The 16,952-nt window shown below is 40.2% G+C and carries 18 protein-coding genes; 6 read left to right on the plus strand and 12 right to left on the minus strand.

Features of this window, described 5'->3' with window-relative positions:
• Positions 1-3 precede the first annotated feature (3 nt).
• Positions 4-636: a hypothetical protein gene (locus B9T25_RS04930; RefSeq protein ID WP_086187355.1), complete on the plus strand. Its 633-nt coding sequence runs from the start codon at positions 4-6 to the stop codon at positions 634-636.
• Positions 637-756: 120 nt separating this feature from the next.
• On the opposite strand, the gene B9T25_RS04935 is transcribed toward B9T25_RS04930, so the two are convergent.
• The 7 genes from B9T25_RS04935 to glnK form a co-directional block, all read right to left on the minus strand.
• Complete coding sequence (locus B9T25_RS04935) at positions 757-1,302, minus strand: VTT domain-containing protein (protein ID WP_086187356.1); 546 nt, start codon at positions 1,300-1,302, stop codon at positions 757-759.
• A gap of 119 nt (positions 1,303-1,421) precedes the next feature.
• The gene (locus B9T25_RS04940; protein WP_086187357.1) at positions 1,422-2,081 is read right to left on the minus strand and encodes a riboflavin synthase; all 660 of its coding nucleotides are present in this window, start codon (positions 2,079-2,081) and stop codon (positions 1,422-1,424) included.
• 27 nt (positions 2,082-2,108) lie between these two features.
• Positions 2,109-3,401, minus strand: a complete 1,293-nt coding sequence (locus tag B9T25_RS04945; protein WP_086187358.1) for a DNA adenine methylase — start codon at positions 3,399-3,401, stop codon at positions 2,109-2,111.
• A complete protein-coding gene (gene ribD, locus B9T25_RS04950; protein WP_086187359.1) occupies positions 3,398-4,501 on the minus strand; it encodes a bifunctional diaminohydroxyphosphoribosylaminopyrimidine deaminase/5-amino-6-(5-phosphoribosylamino)uracil reductase RibD in 1,104 nt (367 codons plus the stop codon). The genes B9T25_RS04945 and ribD overlap by 4 nt, the downstream gene beginning before the upstream one ends.
• A gap of 12 nt (positions 4,502-4,513) precedes the next feature.
• A complete protein-coding gene (gene nrdR / locus B9T25_RS04955) occupies positions 4,514-4,972 on the minus strand; it encodes a transcriptional regulator NrdR (RefSeq protein ID WP_086187360.1) in 459 nt (152 codons plus the stop codon).
• A gap of 139 nt (positions 4,973-5,111) precedes the next feature.
• A complete protein-coding gene (locus tag B9T25_RS04960) occupies positions 5,112-6,518 on the minus strand; it encodes an ammonium transporter (protein ID WP_086187361.1) in 1,407 nt (468 codons plus the stop codon).
• A gap of 59 nt (positions 6,519-6,577) precedes the next feature.
• The gene (gene glnK, locus B9T25_RS04965) at positions 6,578-6,916 is read right to left on the minus strand and encodes a P-II family nitrogen regulator (protein ID WP_086174160.1); all 339 of its coding nucleotides are present in this window, start codon (positions 6,914-6,916) and stop codon (positions 6,578-6,580) included.
• Positions 6,917-7,193: 277 nt separating this feature from the next.
• On the opposite strand from glnK, the gene B9T25_RS04970 reads away from it, so the two are divergent.
• The 3 genes from B9T25_RS04970 (at position 7,194) to B9T25_RS04980 (ending at position 9,489) form a co-directional block, all read left to right on the plus strand.
• Positions 7,194-7,421 carry an accessory factor UbiK family protein gene (locus B9T25_RS04970; protein ID WP_086187362.1) on the plus strand — a complete coding sequence of 76 codons (228 nt, stop codon included), beginning with the start codon at positions 7,194-7,196 and terminating at the stop codon, positions 7,419-7,421.
• Between the two features lie 67 nt (positions 7,422-7,488).
• Positions 7,489-8,976, plus strand: a complete 1,488-nt coding sequence (locus B9T25_RS04975; RefSeq protein ID WP_086187363.1) for a YifB family Mg chelatase-like AAA ATPase — start codon at positions 7,489-7,491, stop codon at positions 8,974-8,976.
• A gap of 6 nt (positions 8,977-8,982) precedes the next feature.
• Positions 8,983-9,489 (plus strand): GNAT family N-acetyltransferase, encoded by a 507-nt coding sequence (locus B9T25_RS04980; protein WP_086187364.1) that lies wholly within the window; start codon positions 8,983-8,985, stop codon positions 9,487-9,489.
• 141 nt (positions 9,490-9,630) lie between these two features.
• Here B9T25_RS04980 and B9T25_RS04985 read toward each other — a convergent pair whose 3' ends face one another.
• Positions 9,631-10,389 carry a TorF family putative porin gene (locus B9T25_RS04985; protein WP_086187365.1) on the minus strand — a complete coding sequence of 253 codons (759 nt, stop codon included), beginning with the start codon at positions 10,387-10,389 and terminating at the stop codon, positions 9,631-9,633.
• A 452-nt stretch (positions 10,390-10,841) separates the two neighbouring features.
• On the minus strand, positions 10,842-11,618 hold the full coding sequence (locus tag B9T25_RS04990; protein ID WP_086187366.1) for a TorF family putative porin: 777 nt from the start codon (positions 11,616-11,618) through the stop codon (positions 10,842-10,844).
• A 581-nt stretch (positions 11,619-12,199) separates the two neighbouring features.
• Between B9T25_RS04990 and B9T25_RS04995 the strand changes: the two genes are divergently transcribed.
• Complete coding sequence (locus tag B9T25_RS04995; protein WP_086187367.1) at positions 12,200-13,477, plus strand: OprD family outer membrane porin; 1,278 nt, start codon at positions 12,200-12,202, stop codon at positions 13,475-13,477.
• 99 nt (positions 13,478-13,576) lie between these two features.
• On the opposite strand, the gene ppa is transcribed toward B9T25_RS04995, so the two are convergent.
• Both ppa and B9T25_RS05005 read right to left on the minus strand, forming a co-directional pair.
• Positions 13,577-14,113 (minus strand): inorganic diphosphatase, encoded by a 537-nt coding sequence (gene ppa / locus B9T25_RS05000; RefSeq protein WP_086187368.1) that lies wholly within the window; start codon positions 14,111-14,113, stop codon positions 13,577-13,579.
• A gap of 127 nt (positions 14,114-14,240) precedes the next feature.
• Positions 14,241-14,639: an MAPEG family protein gene (locus B9T25_RS05005; RefSeq protein ID WP_086187369.1), complete on the minus strand. Its 399-nt coding sequence runs from the start codon at positions 14,637-14,639 to the stop codon at positions 14,241-14,243.
• Positions 14,640-14,744: 105 nt separating this feature from the next.
• Between B9T25_RS05005 and B9T25_RS05010 the strand changes: the two genes are divergently transcribed.
• Positions 14,745-15,125, plus strand: a complete 381-nt coding sequence (locus B9T25_RS05010; protein WP_086187370.1) for a hypothetical protein — start codon at positions 14,745-14,747, stop codon at positions 15,123-15,125.
• Between the two features lie 53 nt (positions 15,126-15,178).
• Here the strand turns inward: B9T25_RS05010 and B9T25_RS05015 are convergent, their stop codons facing one another.
• Positions 15,179-16,858 carry a long-chain-fatty-acid--CoA ligase gene (locus B9T25_RS05015; RefSeq protein ID WP_086187371.1) on the minus strand — a complete coding sequence of 560 codons (1,680 nt, stop codon included), beginning with the start codon at positions 16,856-16,858 and terminating at the stop codon, positions 15,179-15,181.
• Between the last annotated feature and the right edge of the window lie 94 nt (positions 16,859-16,952).

A 16,952-nucleotide genomic window follows, 5' to 3' on the forward strand; every position in this document is an offset into this window, starting at 1 on the left:
GCGGTGGCATTAAATGTCGGTCAAGATTTTAAACAGCGCTGGTTAGACGTACCTGATGCTGTTCGTCAGGCATTTATTGATGACCTACACCGCGTCTGTAATGTGCTCAAACCTGAAACTAATATTCAAAAATGGTTAGAAAAGGACGAGCACGCACAACAACAATCTTTTGAGAAAATTGAACGTGCTTATGTAGAACGTAAGGCACAATTGATTGAAGATGCCCGTTTACGCCATCAACGTGCGCTAGAACAATCTTTAGCCAAAAAACGTGCTGCACAAGCCGACTATGCTCAAGCCTTACAGTCAGATGAAGCGCGACAATTTGCTGAGCAAAGCCAAACGCTGTCCCTGATTCGGCAAAATTTAGATCGTGAAATTCAAACCTATACGGCGCGTTATCATAAGAATCCTGAAGGTGTGGCATTGAATTTTGCTAAAGGCATGCCGTCGATTAGCAACACTAGCATGCTATCGGAACTAGAAAATGTTCGATTACGTTTAGAGTTAGAAGCTGAAACCTTGATTGAACAAACAGTCTCTGTATTTCGTACTAAGTTACAGCAGGCTAGTCAAGAAGAAATCGAGTATATTTTAAAAAATTCTAACTTTTCAACGGAAAAGCCAAAAATATAAGTTTTGATGCTTATTTTGGCTTATGTTGTGAGTGGAAGATGAATGACCAAACACTGAGAATTCATACCATCAAAAGAGTCCACTACGGTGGGCTTTGCTTATTTAAAAATGCTTTAGAAATTAAAATGCGTCTACGGCAAATCCAAGCATATTCCCAACACCATACCCCAGCCCTAATAACAAACTGATCCAAATCAATCCGCCAACTAAGTTATACAACATAAAACTGAAAATATTCATGTGCCCTGCACCCGCAGCAAACGGCGCAAAAGAACGGACAAAAGGGATAAAACGAGCCACCAAAATGGTTTTTCCACCATGTTTACTAAAATAATGATTGGTCTTGACTATATATTCAGGTTTTAAAAATTTTGCATGGGCATGAAAAAATTTAAAGCCCAAAACCCGACCAGTATAATAATTGACAATATAACCCAGTACAGCCGCAGTAAAAAGTAACAATCCCATATAGTGTAAATGGATGATTGCTGTGGTTGAACAGAGTGCGCCAATCGCTAGCAACAAGCTATCCCCAGGTAAGAAAAACATAAACACAGAACTGGTTTCGGCAAAGATAATCAGAAATAAAATAGCGTAAATCCAAAGGCCATAGTGATCCAGCAAAGTAGGCAACCACTGTTCAATATGCATTAAAAAATCAAGCATTTTCACCTATCCACTTTAAACTTGAGCCCTATGAATGGCATAACCCATTCAAAACCATTCATCAAAACAAAAAAAACAGTCTAATTTTTCAATAAGACTGTTTTCTATTCTATGGTTTTTTACTTCAAGAAGCCATTTTCTGCAAGAAATGCCATACTGAGTTTTGATTGCTGCTTCACCTCAGCTGCTTTATCACCCAGCAATAAACGCTCAATATAACGGGCTAAAATATCGACTTCTAAATTGACTTTAGCGCCGGTTTTCCACGTGCCAATATTGGTTCGATCTGCGGTATGTGGAATCAAATTCAAGCTAATCACACTGCCACGTAAGTGGTTAATGGTCAGACTAATCCCATCGACGGTCACCGAACCTTTTTCCGCTAAATATTTTGCAATTTCAGCAGGCGCAGTCACTTCATAATAAATTGAACGTGCATCTTCACGTACTACGGTAATTTCACCCACGGCATCAACATGACCACTAACGATATGTCCGCCAAAGCGTGTCGTTGGCAGCATGGCTTTTTCGACATTTACAGGCTGACCCACTTTCCAAGTGCCGAGTGTGGTGCGATTTAAACTTTCACGTGACACATCAGCCGCATACCAGTTTTCCCCCCATTCAATCACGGTGAGGCAGATACCATTGGTCGCAATCGAATCACCCAAATGCACATCAGACATGTCGAGGTTAGTGCCAATACGTAAACGCACATCACCGCCTACACTTTGTAAGCTTTCTACTTTACCTAGACTTTCAATAATGCCTGTAAACATAACTTGTTCTCTACTTCCGTATTTGTTTTACCACAATGCCAATTGTGTACTCACACCAGTGGTATCGACCCCACCCAGTTCTGCAAAATGATACAACTGACCCAAAAGCTGGCGTAATGGCGGCCCTGATTTGGCATGGGTATCGGTAATTACAATAAACTCTAACACCCGTGCACGCTCTGACTGACGCTGTTTACTCACACGATAACGTGGCACGTCTTGCGTGAGTAAAGTTACCCGACCACGTTTTAAATTCGCTTGCAGCAAATCAGCTGCTTCAATATTACCATCGGTAGAATAACTGGTCAGAATATAACGTGCATTAATGGTAGCGACCAATTTTTCATAGGCTTCTTTGGCATATTTAGAAGAATTGTACTGACTTGGACGCTCTTTACGCCATGCTCGGTCAATACCACTTTTATAACCCTTGGTATCTGGACTAGGTAAATCTGCCTGATCCCATAAGGTTAAGGCATTGAGTACATGATAGTTACTGCTATAAGCATGTTGATTATACGGCGGGTCTAGATAAGCAACATCCACTTCAAAACCACTCATTTGATTGGCTAAATGCTGTGCATCGACACACCACACTTCTGCAGCGGGTTTTTTCGGTTCACCAATGGCACAAAAACGACTCGGTGTCAGCCAAAGTAAGGATTCAATTCGCTCTAAAGCGGTTTGCGTTTTACCGCCCCAACCATGATGGAAACTTTTGAATACACCACTGGTATTACTGACAAAACTGGCAGAATAAAGTAACGGTGCCAGTAAAGCACTCATCTCGACATCATCAATTGCCCCTTGCGCCTGCCAAGTCGCAATCTGCTGACGAATCGCATCAATACGCATGCCGTTACGACGTTTGAAGAACAACCGATCGCGGGTGGGATCATAAATTTCATCATTACGTGGGCACAAATTATGCGTGACCCAGCCCTTCACTTCAGGTAAGCGGTTTAAGTAATCAATGGCTTTTTGATAACCACCCAACTCCTTAAATGCCGGTGCTTCAGTGCAAGATAAAATCGCACTATTGAGTGCATGGCTATACGGTTCCCAGTCATTGGCAATCACCCGATAACCATTTTGACGCGCCAGACGTGAAACCACACCTGAGCCTGCAAAAAAGTCGGCAAAAATTGGCGCACGACCATCTTTACTCTTTAATGTTCCCGTGCTCTCAAGCGCTTCTAAAATCAGATGTAATAAACGACGCTTATTGCCTAAATACGGAACAAGCTGATTGAAAAGATATTCGTCTGTGGTACGTGCTGAATGACGACGTTTATGATAAACCGAAGACTCTGAATTCATACTGTCTCTTGAGAAGGAATTAACCTTAAGCGCACATCATTTCCCAGTTGGGTGACATCTATGAGCTTAAATCGAAGTTGCTCTGCCATACGATTAAATTCCGCATTAAACATCGCACGTGCCGTTTGACCTAAAAAGGTCGGTGCAACATAGCTAATCATTTCATCGACCAACCGCGCTTGTAAAAAGGCAGTCGATAATGTTGCCCCTGCTTCCACCAACACATCATAAATTTGATGCTGTGTCGCTAAGCGCTGTAGCAAGTCTGTTAAAGGCTGTACGGTAAATTGTAACACGCCTAAATCGGCAAGTTCCTGACGCAATGGCCCCATCACCATCACTGTATTAGGTTGCTGTAGTATTTTTGCATTAAGCGGTAAACGCCCCTGACGATCAAGCACCAGACGTTTAGGCTGAACAATCGTGCTGATATCTGCTATACCGTCTAACTGACGTACATTCAGCTGACAATCATCCGCCAATACCGTTTCAATGCCCGTGATGACCACACCAGAAATCGCGCGCCAATGTTGCACATCTTGTCGTGCCTCAGTACCGGTAATCCATTTCGACTCACCCGATGCCATGGCTGTGCGACCATCAAGGCTTGAAGCAATTTTTAAGCGCACATAAGGCATGCCCATTGCAATCGCTTTCAGAAAGCCTCGGTTTTGTGCAGCAGCTTGCGCCTCACAAACACCTTGTAATACTTCAATTCCTGCATTTTCAAGGATTTGTATACCTTTACCTGCCACCAATGGATTTGGGTCTGAACAGGCAATAACAACGCGTGTAATACCTGCCTCAACCAATCCTTTGGCACACGGTGGTGTACGGCCATAATGCGCACATGGTTCTAAAGTCACATAAGCGGTTGCACCATGTGCCTGATCACCCGCTTGCTTTAAAGCAAAGACTTCTGCATGTGATCCCCCTACGGGTGCTGTTGCTCCACGACCAACAATCTGATGGTCTTTCACAATTACACATCCAACGGCTGGATTGGGGCGTGTTCGATAAATTGCTGTCGCTGCTTCTGCTAAGGCAAATTGCATCCACATTTGATCTTGCTGAATGAAATCTGGGCTTAACTTAAACATCTTGAAACTCTTTTAGTGTTCACGTTGTTGCATTTGTTCAATTTGACGACGAAAAGCTTCTACATCTTGGAAATCTTGATATACCGAAGCAAAACGCACATAAGCTACGTGATCCAGTGCAAACAAAGATTGCATGACAATTTCACCAATGGTACGAGACTTCACATCACGCTCGCCTAAGCGACGAATTTGTAATTGGATATCGCTCAGTACAGTTTCGATTTGCTCTTGGGTCACGGGTCGTTTTTGCAGAGCATGCATCAATGAACGACGCATTTTAACTTCATCAAAAGGCTCACTCTTGCCATCAGATTTAATCACCCGTGGCATAACAACTTCGTAGGTTTCAAAAGTGGTAAAGCGTTCTCCGCAACTGATACATTCACGACGTCGACGAATTTGACAGCCTTCAGCAGCCAGACGCGAATCTATCACTTTACTATCTGCGGCGTTGCAAAATGGGCAATGCATAGCGGTTTAATTGAACAAATCAAATCGGATTTAGAGTGTAGCAAAAATTCTGCTCTTTGTAGAGCCTTACGCAAGATATGGAAAAAAAACAGCCCTTTCGGGCTGTTTCACACAATATATTGATTATGCGGTTTATCTATTATTCTACCCGTTCGCCATGTTGACTTAAGTCTAGACCCATACGTTCGTCATCAGCAGTAACACGGATACCAATCACCAAATCAATCACTTTAAGGATAATAAACGTAAGCACTGCAGAATAAGCAATCGTTGCGAGTATACCTTCAGTTTGTACCCATAATTGATGCATCATATCTGTAGGTGCTTTCTCACCCATGATAAATTCACTGGCAAATACTGCTGTTAACAGTGCACCCACGATACCACCTACGCCATGCAGGCCAAAAGCATCTAAAGAATCGTCCGCTTTCAATGCACGTTTTAATGCGGTAATGCCCCAGAAGCAGGCCACACCACCAATTAAACCCATGGCCAATGCACCACCTACAGTGACAAAACCAGCTGCTGGTGTAATCACCACCAAACCAGCCACTGCACCAGATGCACCACCTAGTACTGATGCTTTACCACGCACTAATTTTTCCGTAATTAACCATGCAATCGCTGCTGCTGCTGCTGCAACTTGAGTTACGACAAGTGCATAACCTGCCGAACCGTTTGCACCCAGTGCAGAACCACCGTTAAATCCGAACCAGCCCACCCAAACTAAACTTGCACCAAGCACGGTTAAAGCTAGGTTATGCGGTGCCATAGATTCGCGGCCCAAGCCCATACGTTTGCCAAGCATGTAAGCAGCAACCAAACCTGCAACACCTGAGTTAATGTGAACCACAGTACCACCAGCAAAATCCAATGCACCGTCGTCCCCTAACCAGCCACCACCCCATACCCAGTGGGTAATCGGTGCGTAAACCACAACACTCCAAATGGTAATGAACGCCACAAAAGCACTGAATTTCATACGTTCTGCTATCGAGCCTGTAATGATGGCTACGGTAATAATAGCAAAAGTCATTTGGAAAATAACAAACAGAATTTCTGGAATAGTTCCAGTGAGTGCATCTGTGGTAATGCCTGATAACATAATTTTATCTAAACCACCAATGAACGCATTACCTTCACCAAAGGCAAGTGTATAACCAATCACGACCCAAGTAATACTCACGACTGCGGCAGCAACAAAGCTATGTGCCATCGTGCTCAGTACGTTTTTCTTACGAACCATACCGCCGTAGAACAGCGCTAAACCTGGAATGGTCATGAGTAAAACTAGTGCTGTAGACACTAAAATCCATGCCGTATCACCTGTATCTAATTTTACTTCTTCTTCGACAGGTGCTGCTATTGCTTCAACTGGAGCAATAGTTGCCACAGCCAATTCAGAATTTGTTAATGATGTATCAGCAGTTGCAACAACTGTGACATCTTCAGACGGAGTAGGTGCTATTGCAGCTTCTTCAGCCCATGCAACAGAACCACCTAAAAGTGCGCCAGATAAACTCAGCGCCAGTAGCATTTTTTTCATTCGTATCCCCCAACCTAGTTTTTTTGAGTTTTCAGGTACTCAGCAAACTTCGTGCCAAATTAAACAGCATCTGCACCTGTTTCACCTGTACGAATACGGATGACTTGTTCTAAGTTAGTAACGAAAATTTTACCATCACCAATCTTACCTGTGCTTGCAACACGCGTAATCGATTCAATCACTGAATCTACCATTTCATCACTAATCGCGATTTCAATTTTTACTTTAGGTAAAAAATCAACAACATATTCTGCGCCACGATAAAGTTCAGTATGCCCTTTTTGACGACCAAAGCCTTTGACTTCAGTTACAGTGATCCCTTGAACACCAATGTCAGAAAGTGCTTCGCGCACGTCATCTAATTTAAAGGGTTTTACAATTGCAGTTACGAGCTTCATGTTTGTTTTCCTTCGGCTTCTTTCACCAGTAAGGTTTTATGTTCAAATTTCGTGCCAAAACGTTTTTGGTTAGGGGAAATAAAAACTTTCAGCACAAGTTTTCTTTATAACCTATTTTATACTTTTAAGCGTAGTCCGATCTTTAAAAACTCAACATTTTTACTATAAAATTGACGATTTTATTGATCGAACAAGTCCATATCTCATCGATGGGACTATGGTCTAGGTTTGAGCAATGTTACACTGCAACCACCTCTCCATCGTTAGGGAATCAGCAATGATCGAAACCTTATTACAAGCAATCATGGAACAAATCGAGCAACCTAAAAAAGACCTTGAACATAATTTACGTGCCTTACTTGGTGAAGCTGCTACCAAAATGGATCTGGTTTCAAAAGATGAAATTGATCGTCAACGTACTGCACTCAATCATGCCAATATCCGATTAAACGGACTGCTTAAACAAGTTGAAGCTTTAGAAATTAAAACCCAGAATAATAAATAAGCACTTTCTTAGTGCATTAAAAGACACAAAATGATTAAAAATAACGCACCATAATGGAACAATAAAAATGTCTTTTGCTAAAATTTATACGCGAGGTCTGCTTGGACTTCATGCACCCCTGATTGAAGTCGAAGTTCACGTCAGCCAAGGTTTACCCTCTTTAACCATTGTTGGGCTTGCTGAAGCAGCAGTACGTGAAAGTAAAGATCGGGTGCGTTCTGCTATTATTAATAGTGGTTTTCAATTTCCAACCAAACGACTCACCATTAATTTAGCCCCTGCGGACTTGCCCAAAGATGGTTCACGTCTCGATTTGCCCATCGCGTTAGGCATTCTCATGGCATCAGGACAAACTCCTGAACATGTCACGGATCAATTGGAATTCATTGGTGAACTGGCTTTGGATGGCCAACTTCGCCCCATTACGGGGGTTTTAAGTATTGCCATTGCTTGCCAACAATCAGGGCATCAACTGGTTTTACCCGAGCACAATGCGCAAGAAGCCTCACAATTGCCTCAGTTTGAAATATTTGCAGCCAAACATTTAAAAGATGTCTGTGAACATTTATCCAATCAACAGCCTATTCAACAATATCAATCACATACCCCAGCGACATTAGACCAATACAAATTTGATCTGGCCGATATCAAAGGTCAAAGCCGTCCACGACGTGCCTTAGAAATTGCCGCGGCAGGTGGGCATTCTTTACTATTTAAAGGCCCGCCAGGTACAGGAAAAACCTTATTGGCATCGCGCCTTGCCAGTATTTTACCGCCTTTAGCCATGCAGGAAAATTTAGAAGTCGCGCGTATTTATTCGGTTGCCAATACTTCGCACTCTTTTGGACAGCGCCCTTTTCGTGCACCACATCATACCGCTTCGGCTATTGCTCTTGTTGGTGGTGGTTCACATCCGAAACCTGGTGAAATTACTTTGGCTCATTTAGGCGTTCTATTTTTAGATGAACTACCTGAATTTGATCGCAAAGTTTTAGAAGTTTTAAGACAACCCTTAGAATCTAAAGAAATTGTGATTTCTCGTGCCTCACGGCAAATGACTTTCCCAGCAAATTTTCAACTGATTGCCGCCATGAATCCGTGCCCTTGTGGCTATGCCTTTAATCAAGATACACGTTGTCAATGTTCTGCGGATGCCATTAAACGCTATCAAAACCGTATTTCAGGGCCATTACTGGATCGTATTGACCTGCATTTGGATGTGCCACCATTGCAAGCGCATGAATTACAAGATACAAGCCCCGTAGAAAACTCCCAGACTGTACGTGAACGCGTGATTCAAGCCTATGGGCAACAAATACAGCGACAAAACTGTCTAAATCATGCTTTAAGTCCGAAACAACTGGAGCAGTTTGCACCACTAAACACCCAAACCCAAAGCATCATGGAAATGGCGCAGCAGCGCTTAAATTTATCTGCGCGTGGCTATCATCGCGTTTTACGTGTGGCGCGAACGATTGCCGACCTATCACAACATACAGACATTCAAAGCCAACATTTAACCGAAGCTTTGTCTTACCGTGCACCACAGAGTTAATCATTCATGCAAAATTTAATCATCCGTAATGAAAGCCTTGCTGATTATGCTGCAATTTCACATGTGATTGAACAAGCCTTTAAAGATCAGCAATATTCCACTCATATCGAACAATTCATTGTGAATACTTTACGTGATGCACAACAACTCACCATTTCATTGCTGGCTGTTTTAAATCAAGACGTTGTCGGGCATATCGCAATTTCTTCCGTTAGCATTTCTTCAGGTGCCGATGGTTGGTTTGGCCTAGGCCCTATTGCAGTTTCGCCAGAATGGCAACAACACGGCATAGGTTCAACGCTGATGAATACGGCATTAAAGCAATTGAAAGCCATGGGTGCAGCGGGTTGCGTTGTTTTAGGAGATCCCAATTTTTATGCTCAATTTGGTTTTCAGCCCATCAACAGCCTTATTTTAGAAGATGTCCCAGCAGAGTATTTTCAAGCATTAAGTTTTGATGGCAAATTTCCACAAGGCATTGTGACCTATCATGCTGCTTTTTCTGCAACATGAGCAAAAATAGAACCATGCTTTATTTTTAGCGCAAGGGAATGAAATATCAGAAGCCCCTAAATCATCTTTAATAAAAAGAACCTCTAAAGCCAAGCTCTAGAGGTTCTTTTCAATTTGAAATTTAAATTAAAATATCAAAAATTAAAATGCTTTGGTTAGCGTGAAGACAGCACCCGTCTCTACACCACGCTTGCCTAAATTAGTCATACCATCAGTATCAATATCTGTACCTACTGCAGCCAATTCAGCAGTTAGACCACTAACTGAAGCAAATGAATACGTTACACCCGCTTTCCAATCGATATAGCTGTCATCACCGTTAAAGGTATATTTATCTTCATCTACTGTGGTATAACCCAATGCAGCGACACCGCCAAAACCAGTTGCACCAAAAGGTACAGAATAAGTTGCATTTAGGTACCATGAATTAGCATCTAAACCCAAAAAATCATTGGTATAGTTCACGGCAGTTAACAAGCTTGCACCCTCTGCCAACACATCTTTGAAGGTCACTTTACCGTATAATTCTAACCAGTTTAAGTCACTTTCACTTGGGTAAGCGTAGTACCACAAACCCACGTCTAACAATGGTTTATTTGCAAAGTTGTCTAAAGTTGTTGCATAACCCACATAAGGGTCAAGTTCAATGTGTGCTGTACCGCCAAAATCGACATTTGAGCCCCAGACACCCGCATATGCGCCTGACTCATGTGACAATACAAAACCCGCCTGCACAGCTGGATCATTAAACGTTTGTGTCATGCCACGGTAACGATAATCTGAAGTTAAGGCAGCAGTTCCACTAACCGACAAACCAAATGGTAATGCTGGTGCTTCATTAGCAAATACAGCTCCAGATAAACCAGTTAATGTCGCAACAACCAATAATTTTTTAAGCATTTGAAGATCCCCAACAATTTTTTATAGACTCAATTCTTATGAGCAATTACTATGCCAATTTTTTAAAATTAAAAAGGCTGGAGATCAAAATTCTCTTACGAGCAAAAGCAGCTTTTTGAAATATGGACATGCATAAACCTTTTAAACCAATCATCAAGACAGGCAGTATCGGTCGTTTATACGTAAATTTTCTATTTCACTTTTTCAAAAGCACGTAAAGTTTTTATAAATTTTTCCATATAAAGCATTTTATCTAAGATCACGTTGATTCAATATCTTTGCTCGGTTGTTCGCCATTAAAATTCAGACTCACCCTAAATCAAAATTCATATTTACTTACATCACGCCTCTTTTTAAGGCTATTTTTTAATCATATTTTTATATTATGCGTAAAAAAAGTGCATAAACTTAAAATAATCTATGCACTTTAAAAAATCTAAGTACTTTCTAGCTTAAAAATTAAAATTTAGACCCAATACCACCTGATCATCAAAATTTGTATCAAAACGATCCTTACCCCCAATCACATAATCTAAAGATGCAGTCACGGCAGTATTTGGAATATTTTTACTAACTCCGATACGAGCTTCATTAAAAGCAACATCATTTTGGGTTTCAATCATGCTGTCATCACGGCTGCTATTATAAATAGATGCACCTAGCGAGGTATTTAACCTAAAACTTTGCGGTAAAGCATAACTATATGTAGCACTTAAATAGATATCTCCAGCGTTGGCAAAAGAGGCGTCTGTTAGTACCACCACCGCACCTAAAGTTAAATCTTTGTAGGCTAACTCACCCAATACATCGAATGCTGTTGTTTTACGATTATCACCATTTTCAGCATAAACGGTGCCGCCATCTTGATAATAATAAGCAGTAGCCTGAACTTTATAGCGCCACGCTTGGTTAATCTCTTGAGCATATGCCAGATAAAAGTCATGTTCAAAACCATGATCTTTATCTTCACTATTATCAGATGGATCATAATCTAATGTTGAACCCCAGTATCCTACTGCAACACCACTTTGATGTGCATATTTAACAGCAGCTTGTAGAGCAACATCATCATTTTCCACACCACCACGGTAAATATATTTATTCACCACAGTAAAACTACCTGTTAATTCTCCCGCTGTTGCTAAAGTTGTCTTTTCTTCAGCAAATGCAGACATTGCGCTCATACTCAACAACAAAGATAACGTAATTTTATGTGAATTCTGATGCATTGCTAGCCCTTATAGAATCAACTAAAGATTCTTTTTCGATGACAAATTTAGCTGCGGATTCTAAAGCTTTTTATAATTTTTAGTCGCTCTTTTCAAAGAGAATTCTCCTTTTTTTATTTAATTTTAGCGTGATACAACGATTACACTGAAGAAAAACCTATTTTTACTGGTTATAAATTAGATGAATTTTACATTAAATATCAAAAATATAGCCCTGTTAAGAAACCAACTACAGATCATACCAACCAACAATAAAGACCTATCAATGAGTACTAAAGATCATTATACGACCAAAGTATTAAGCCTTAAAAAACAGAAACCAAGCTCGATGTTTCACTGACTTATTTTTTAAAAAATTACATAAAAAATCATCCATAATTTAAATATATTATTGTTTTAAATAATAATTTAAACAAAGCAACATACTTTCAATTGTTATTTAGAAACACAGCCAAAATGATATTCAACAAAATGCATAAGTTTAACGAAACAAAATCAATAAAAAAAAGCTTTTTTTGCTATACATTACGTATACAATTCTGGCAATTTCTTCCTCCTATTTTGTATAAGGCTTTCTCCCAATGCAAAAAACACAAAAACTTACCTTAGTAGTTTTAATCCAAGCTGCTCTTATTTCTACTGCATTTGCAAGTGAGCAAAGCGAATCTAAAGGTTTTGTAGAAGATGCAGAAGGATCTGTCTTGTTCCGTACAGGCTACGTTAACCGTGATAAAAAAAATGGGGTTGATGATACAAGTTCAGCAGCTCAATCTGCAATTTTTGATTTAGAGTCTGGCTATACCAAGGGCGTGGTTGGTTTCGGTATTGGTGTGGTAGGTGATGCATCATTCAAATTAGGCGAAAATAAAAACGCTGGCAATAACATGATACCGCAGCATAATGATGGTTCAGCATATGACCATTGGGCGCGTGGCGGTGCAAATGTTAAAGCACGTATTTCCAATACTGATATCCGTTACGGTACACAAGTTTTAGACTTGCCTGTACTTGCCAGCAATACTGGTCGTATGGTGCCTGAATATTTTGATGGTGTTTTAGCAACCAGCCGTGAAATTAACGGTTTAGAATTAACTGCTGGTAAATTCACTAAAAATCAGATGTCAGAACAAATCAATACGGATGGCAATAAGCTAGACCGTGCAGTGGTTTGGGGTGCTAAATATAAAGTAAATGATGCCATCAATGCGTCATACTATGGCTTAGATTCTAAAAATGCACTTGAACGTCACTATGTAAATGCTAACTATAAGCAAGCATTAGCAAATAACAGTTCTTTGACTTATGACTTCAGCGGCTACCACACCGAATTTGACGAAAAAGCGAATACTTATTCTTCAACAATTGGCAACAAAGATGTTTCTGGTCGCAGCAACAATATTTGGGCTATTTCAGGTACTTATAATACTGGCGCGCATAATCTTATGCTGGCTTACCAACAAAATACTGGTAACACTGGCTATGATTACGGTCAAAATGCTGACGGTTTCCAAAGTATTTACCTACCAAACTCATACCTGTCTGATTTTATCGGCAACCATGAAAAATCAGCACAAGTTCAATACAGCTTAGACTTAGGCAAATTCGGTGTGCCTGGTCTAAATTGGACAACTGCTTATGTTTATGGCTGGGATATCAACGTTGCGGGTACAGCCGAAGAAGGTAAAGAGCAAGAGTTCTTTAACCAAGTAAAATATACCGTACAAAGTGGTTTTGCTAAAGATGCTAGCTTACGTGTACGTAACTCAATCTATCGTGCAAATAATGCTTATGATGGCGCTTATATCGGTGACACCAACGAATGGCGTTTATTCCTTGATATTCCTGTGAAATTGTTCTAATTTCATCGCATATTTAAGAACAATAAAAAACCTGCACAATGTGCAGGTTTTTTTATGGACTCGGCTTTTTAACCAAAGCTAAGTCTCATCTAACTCAAATTACTTATTCGCTTCTTTATAAGCTTCAATTGAGCTTAAAACTTCTTGCTTAGCAACTTCAGAACCTTCCCAACCACTGAGTTTTACCCATTTGCCAGCTTCAAGGTCTTTATAATGAGCAAAGAAGTGTTCAACTTGTTTGATCAAAAGCTCTGGAAGATCTGTATATTCCTGAACATCTTTGTAAAGTGGTGTTAATTTATCATGGGGCACTGCAATTAATTTCGCATCAATACCACCATCATCTTCCATATTCAATTTGCCCACAGGGCGGCAACGAATTACCGAACCTGGTTCAACTGGATGTGGTGTCACAACCAGTACGTCTAATGGGTCACCATCCAAAGATAAAGTATTTGGAACATAACCATAGTTTGCTGGGTAGAACATTGCTGTACCCATGAAACGGTCTACAAATAAAGCATCTGAATCTTTATCAATTTCATATTTGATTGGTGCTGCATTTGCAGGAATTTCAATAATGACATAGATGTCGTTTGGTGCATCTTTACCCGCTGGGATATTGCTGTAGCTCATAGCATCACTCTTTAACAAGTTAAATCTAATTTAAATCGGCACGATTATAACGGTTTTTGAAAATTAAATAACTTTGTGATTATACATCTGGTACGCCCAAATATGTATTTCCATAGATGGAGCGACTTTAAGTTAATTTAATCACCAAAATTAATAAGCAAATTGGGCACAGTAGCGCTAAAAGCCAAACAATAGAGCGCAAAGTTGACCAATTGGCTAAATAGCAAATACCATACAGAATTCGAAATATAATATAGGCAATACCAAAGGTCATAATCACCGTTTGTGGAACAACCATATATTCTGCCATTAAAATTGCAGCAATAAACAACGGTAAACTTTCAAAACTATTTTGCTGTACTGCATTAGCACGTGCGGCCAAGCCTGTGGTTTTACCCAAAAATTCTCGTGGGTTTTGGTTATCTCGTGCTTTAAAGCCAGCTGTTTTTTTTGCAATTACTGTAAAAACATAAGGCATTAAACATGCAATTAAGATGAGATAAACTATTCCGCTTATGCTCTGCATCTCATTTTTCTCATTAAAATTTTCTGCACATATCATAGCATGGCGTTTCAACAATAATTTTTGTTAAATTATAATGTTTTTATCACTGAGGAATAAGGCTCCATTATGATCAACCCTGATCAACAAGAAATGTTCGATGTACTTGAAAAACAGCAACAACATCAACGTCAAGTGGATCGTGTACTTAAAATCGTGTTGCCAATCGTTGCTTTCTTAATCGCAACCATCTGTGCCAATATGAATATTGCGTCACCGATTGGTACGCTGATCATCTTAATTATTGCCTTTTGGATGGTCAGTATTAAGCGGCAAAATTTACGACTTTGGTTAGTGGTTATTTTTGTATATTGCCTGATAGATAACTATTTGAGCTATGGTGCATTTCATTTACCCAGTTTTAGCCGCCAGTTTGGCACCATGTTTACCTTTGTCGGTATTTTTGGCATTGGTCGCCCGTATATTGATCGCTGGTTAATAAAAAATTGATTTTTAAAGTCATAAAAAAAGCGCCGAAAACGGCGCTTTTTTTATGACTTGCTTTATGCAGTTTTACGTAAATCTTTACGTAAAATTTTACCTACGTTAGATTTTGGTAATTCATCAATAAACTCAACATAACGAGGACGTTTATAGCCTGTTAAGTTTTCTTTAGCAAAAGCAAGGACTTCTTCTGTCGTTAAAGACGGATCTTTTTTCACTACAAAAAGCTTAGGTACTTCACCTGATTTTTCATCAGGAACACCAATAGCAGCCACTTCCAATACTTTTGGATGTGTCGAAATCACTTCTTCAATTTCAGATGGATAGACATTGAAGCCTGAAACCAGAATCATGTCTTTTTTACGGTCAACAATCTTCACATAACCACGCGAATCCATCACACCAATGTCACCGGTACGAAAGAAATTGTCTGCTGTCATCACTTTGGCAGTTTCATCTGCACGGTTCCAATAGCCTTTCATCACTTGTGGACCACGAATCGAGATTTCACCTTGTTCGCCTAATGCGACTTCATTACCATCGTCATCCAAAATTGCAACTTCAGTTAATGGTAACGGAACACCAATGCTGCCACTGAATTCTTCAGAATTAGGTGGGTTTGCTGTCGCAACTGGTGAGGTTTCGGACAAACCATAACCTTCAATGATGTTAGTGCCGGTAATTTTTTTCCACTCTGCTGCTGTGGACGCAAGCACCGCCATACCACCGCCCATTGCCATTTTAAGTTTGCTATGGTCGAGCTGTCTAAACTCTTCATTATTCACCAATGCATTAAACAAAGTGTTTACTGCTGGGAAGAATGAAGGTTGGTATTTACGCAATTCTTTCATCACCGCAGGTAAGTCACGCGGGTTTGGAATTAAAACGTTCGCTTGACCTTTATACATACCGTACATGGCACAAACCATGAAAGCAAAAATGTGATAAAGCGGTAATGCACAGAAAATACGGTCATCTTTAGCGCCGTCTTGTGCGCCAAATTTACTTTGGAAGATGCCGTCACACTGTAATAAGTTCGCAACAAGGTTGCGGTGCGTTAATTCTGCACCTTTAGAAACACCCGTTGTACCCCCCGTATATTGAAGTACTGCGGTATCACTTAAAGTCAGGTTTGGACGTTTATAGTTACTTGCACTGACTTTTGACATTGCAGCATTAAACTTAATATGTCCTGGAATATTCCAAGCTGGAATTTGTTTACGTACTGAACGTAAAACAAAATTCACCAGTGTACCTTTTAATGTACCCAACATATCACCTACAGAAGCAACAATGACGTGCTTCACAGGTGTTTTACCAATAATGGTTTGATAAACAGTGGCAAAGTTTTCAATGATCACCAATGCTTCAGCACCAGAATCATTCAATTGGTGTTCAAGTTCACGCGAGGTATACAGTGGATTCACGTTCACCAACACTAAACCTGCACGCAATACACCAAGTGCAACCACTGGATATTGAAGGACGTTAGGCATCATGACTGCAACGCGGGAACCCTTTGCCAATCCTAAACTTTGTAAATACGTCGCAAATTTACGGCTGGCTTCATCTAGTTCATCAAAAGTTAAGACTTTATCCATGAAGATAAAGGCATCACGTGAACCAAATTTTTTAAAATTACGTTCAAAAATATCAACGAGTGAGGTATTTTCTGCTGGCAATTCTACAGTTTCAGGAATCCCTGTTTTTTGGTATTCAGCAAACCAAATCTTTTCCATAATGCCCTAATCTCCAATCTATAATCCTTAGTTTCAAGTGTTTTCAATGTTATGCGTCATTATTTAACTTGTTTATGCATAACACGACATCCAT

The organism is Acinetobacter sp. ANC 4470, from assembly GCF_002135335.1.
Classification (GTDB): domain Bacteria; phylum Pseudomonadota; class Gammaproteobacteria; order Pseudomonadales; family Moraxellaceae; genus Acinetobacter.

Coding starts and splice junctions, on each gene's coding strand:
- B9T25_RS04945 (WP_086187358.1), bottom strand. CDS start 3,401: ATGAATTCAGAGTCTTCGGTTTATCATAAACGTCGTCATTCAGCACGT.
- glnK (WP_086174160.1), bottom strand. CDS start 6,916: ATGAAGCTCGTAACTGCAATTGTAAAACCCTTTAAATTAGATGACGTG.
- B9T25_RS04975 (WP_086187363.1), top strand. CDS start 7,489: ATGTCTTTTGCTAAAATTTATACGCGAGGTCTGCTTGGACTTCATGCA.
- B9T25_RS04935 (WP_086187356.1), bottom strand. CDS start 1,302: ATGCTTGATTTTTTAATGCATATTGAACAGTGGTTGCCTACTTTGCTG.
- B9T25_RS04995 (WP_086187367.1), top strand. CDS start 12,200: ATGCAAAAAACACAAAAACTTACCTTAGTAGTTTTAATCCAAGCTGCT.
- B9T25_RS04960 (WP_086187361.1), bottom strand. CDS start 6,518: ATGAAAAAAATGCTACTGGCGCTGAGTTTATCTGGCGCACTTTTAGGT.
- B9T25_RS04940 (WP_086187357.1), bottom strand. CDS start 2,081: ATGTTTACAGGCATTATTGAAAGTCTAGGTAAAGTAGAAAGCTTACAA.
- B9T25_RS05015 (WP_086187371.1), bottom strand. CDS start 16,858: ATGGAAAAGATTTGGTTTGCTGAATACCAAAAAACAGGGATTCCTGAA.
- B9T25_RS04985 (WP_086187365.1), bottom strand. CDS start 10,389: ATGCTTAAAAAATTATTGGTTGTTGCGACATTAACTGGTTTATCTGGA.
- B9T25_RS04970 (WP_086187362.1), top strand. CDS start 7,194: ATGATCGAAACCTTATTACAAGCAATCATGGAACAAATCGAGCAACCT.
- B9T25_RS05010 (WP_086187370.1), top strand. CDS start 14,745: ATGATCAACCCTGATCAACAAGAAATGTTCGATGTACTTGAAAAACAG.
- ribD (WP_086187359.1), bottom strand. CDS start 4,501: ATGTTTAAGTTAAGCCCAGATTTCATTCAGCAAGATCAAATGTGGATG.
- B9T25_RS04980 (WP_086187364.1), top strand. CDS start 8,983: ATGCAAAATTTAATCATCCGTAATGAAAGCCTTGCTGATTATGCTGCA.
- nrdR (WP_086187360.1), bottom strand. CDS start 4,972: ATGCATTGCCCATTTTGCAACGCCGCAGATAGTAAAGTGATAGATTCG.
- B9T25_RS04990 (WP_086187366.1), bottom strand. CDS start 11,618: ATGCATCAGAATTCACATAAAATTACGTTATCTTTGTTGTTGAGTATG.
- B9T25_RS05005 (WP_086187369.1), bottom strand. CDS start 14,639: ATGCAGAGCATAAGCGGAATAGTTTATCTCATCTTAATTGCATGTTTA.
- ppa (WP_086187368.1), bottom strand. CDS start 14,113: ATGAGCTACAGCAATATCCCAGCGGGTAAAGATGCACCAAACGACATC.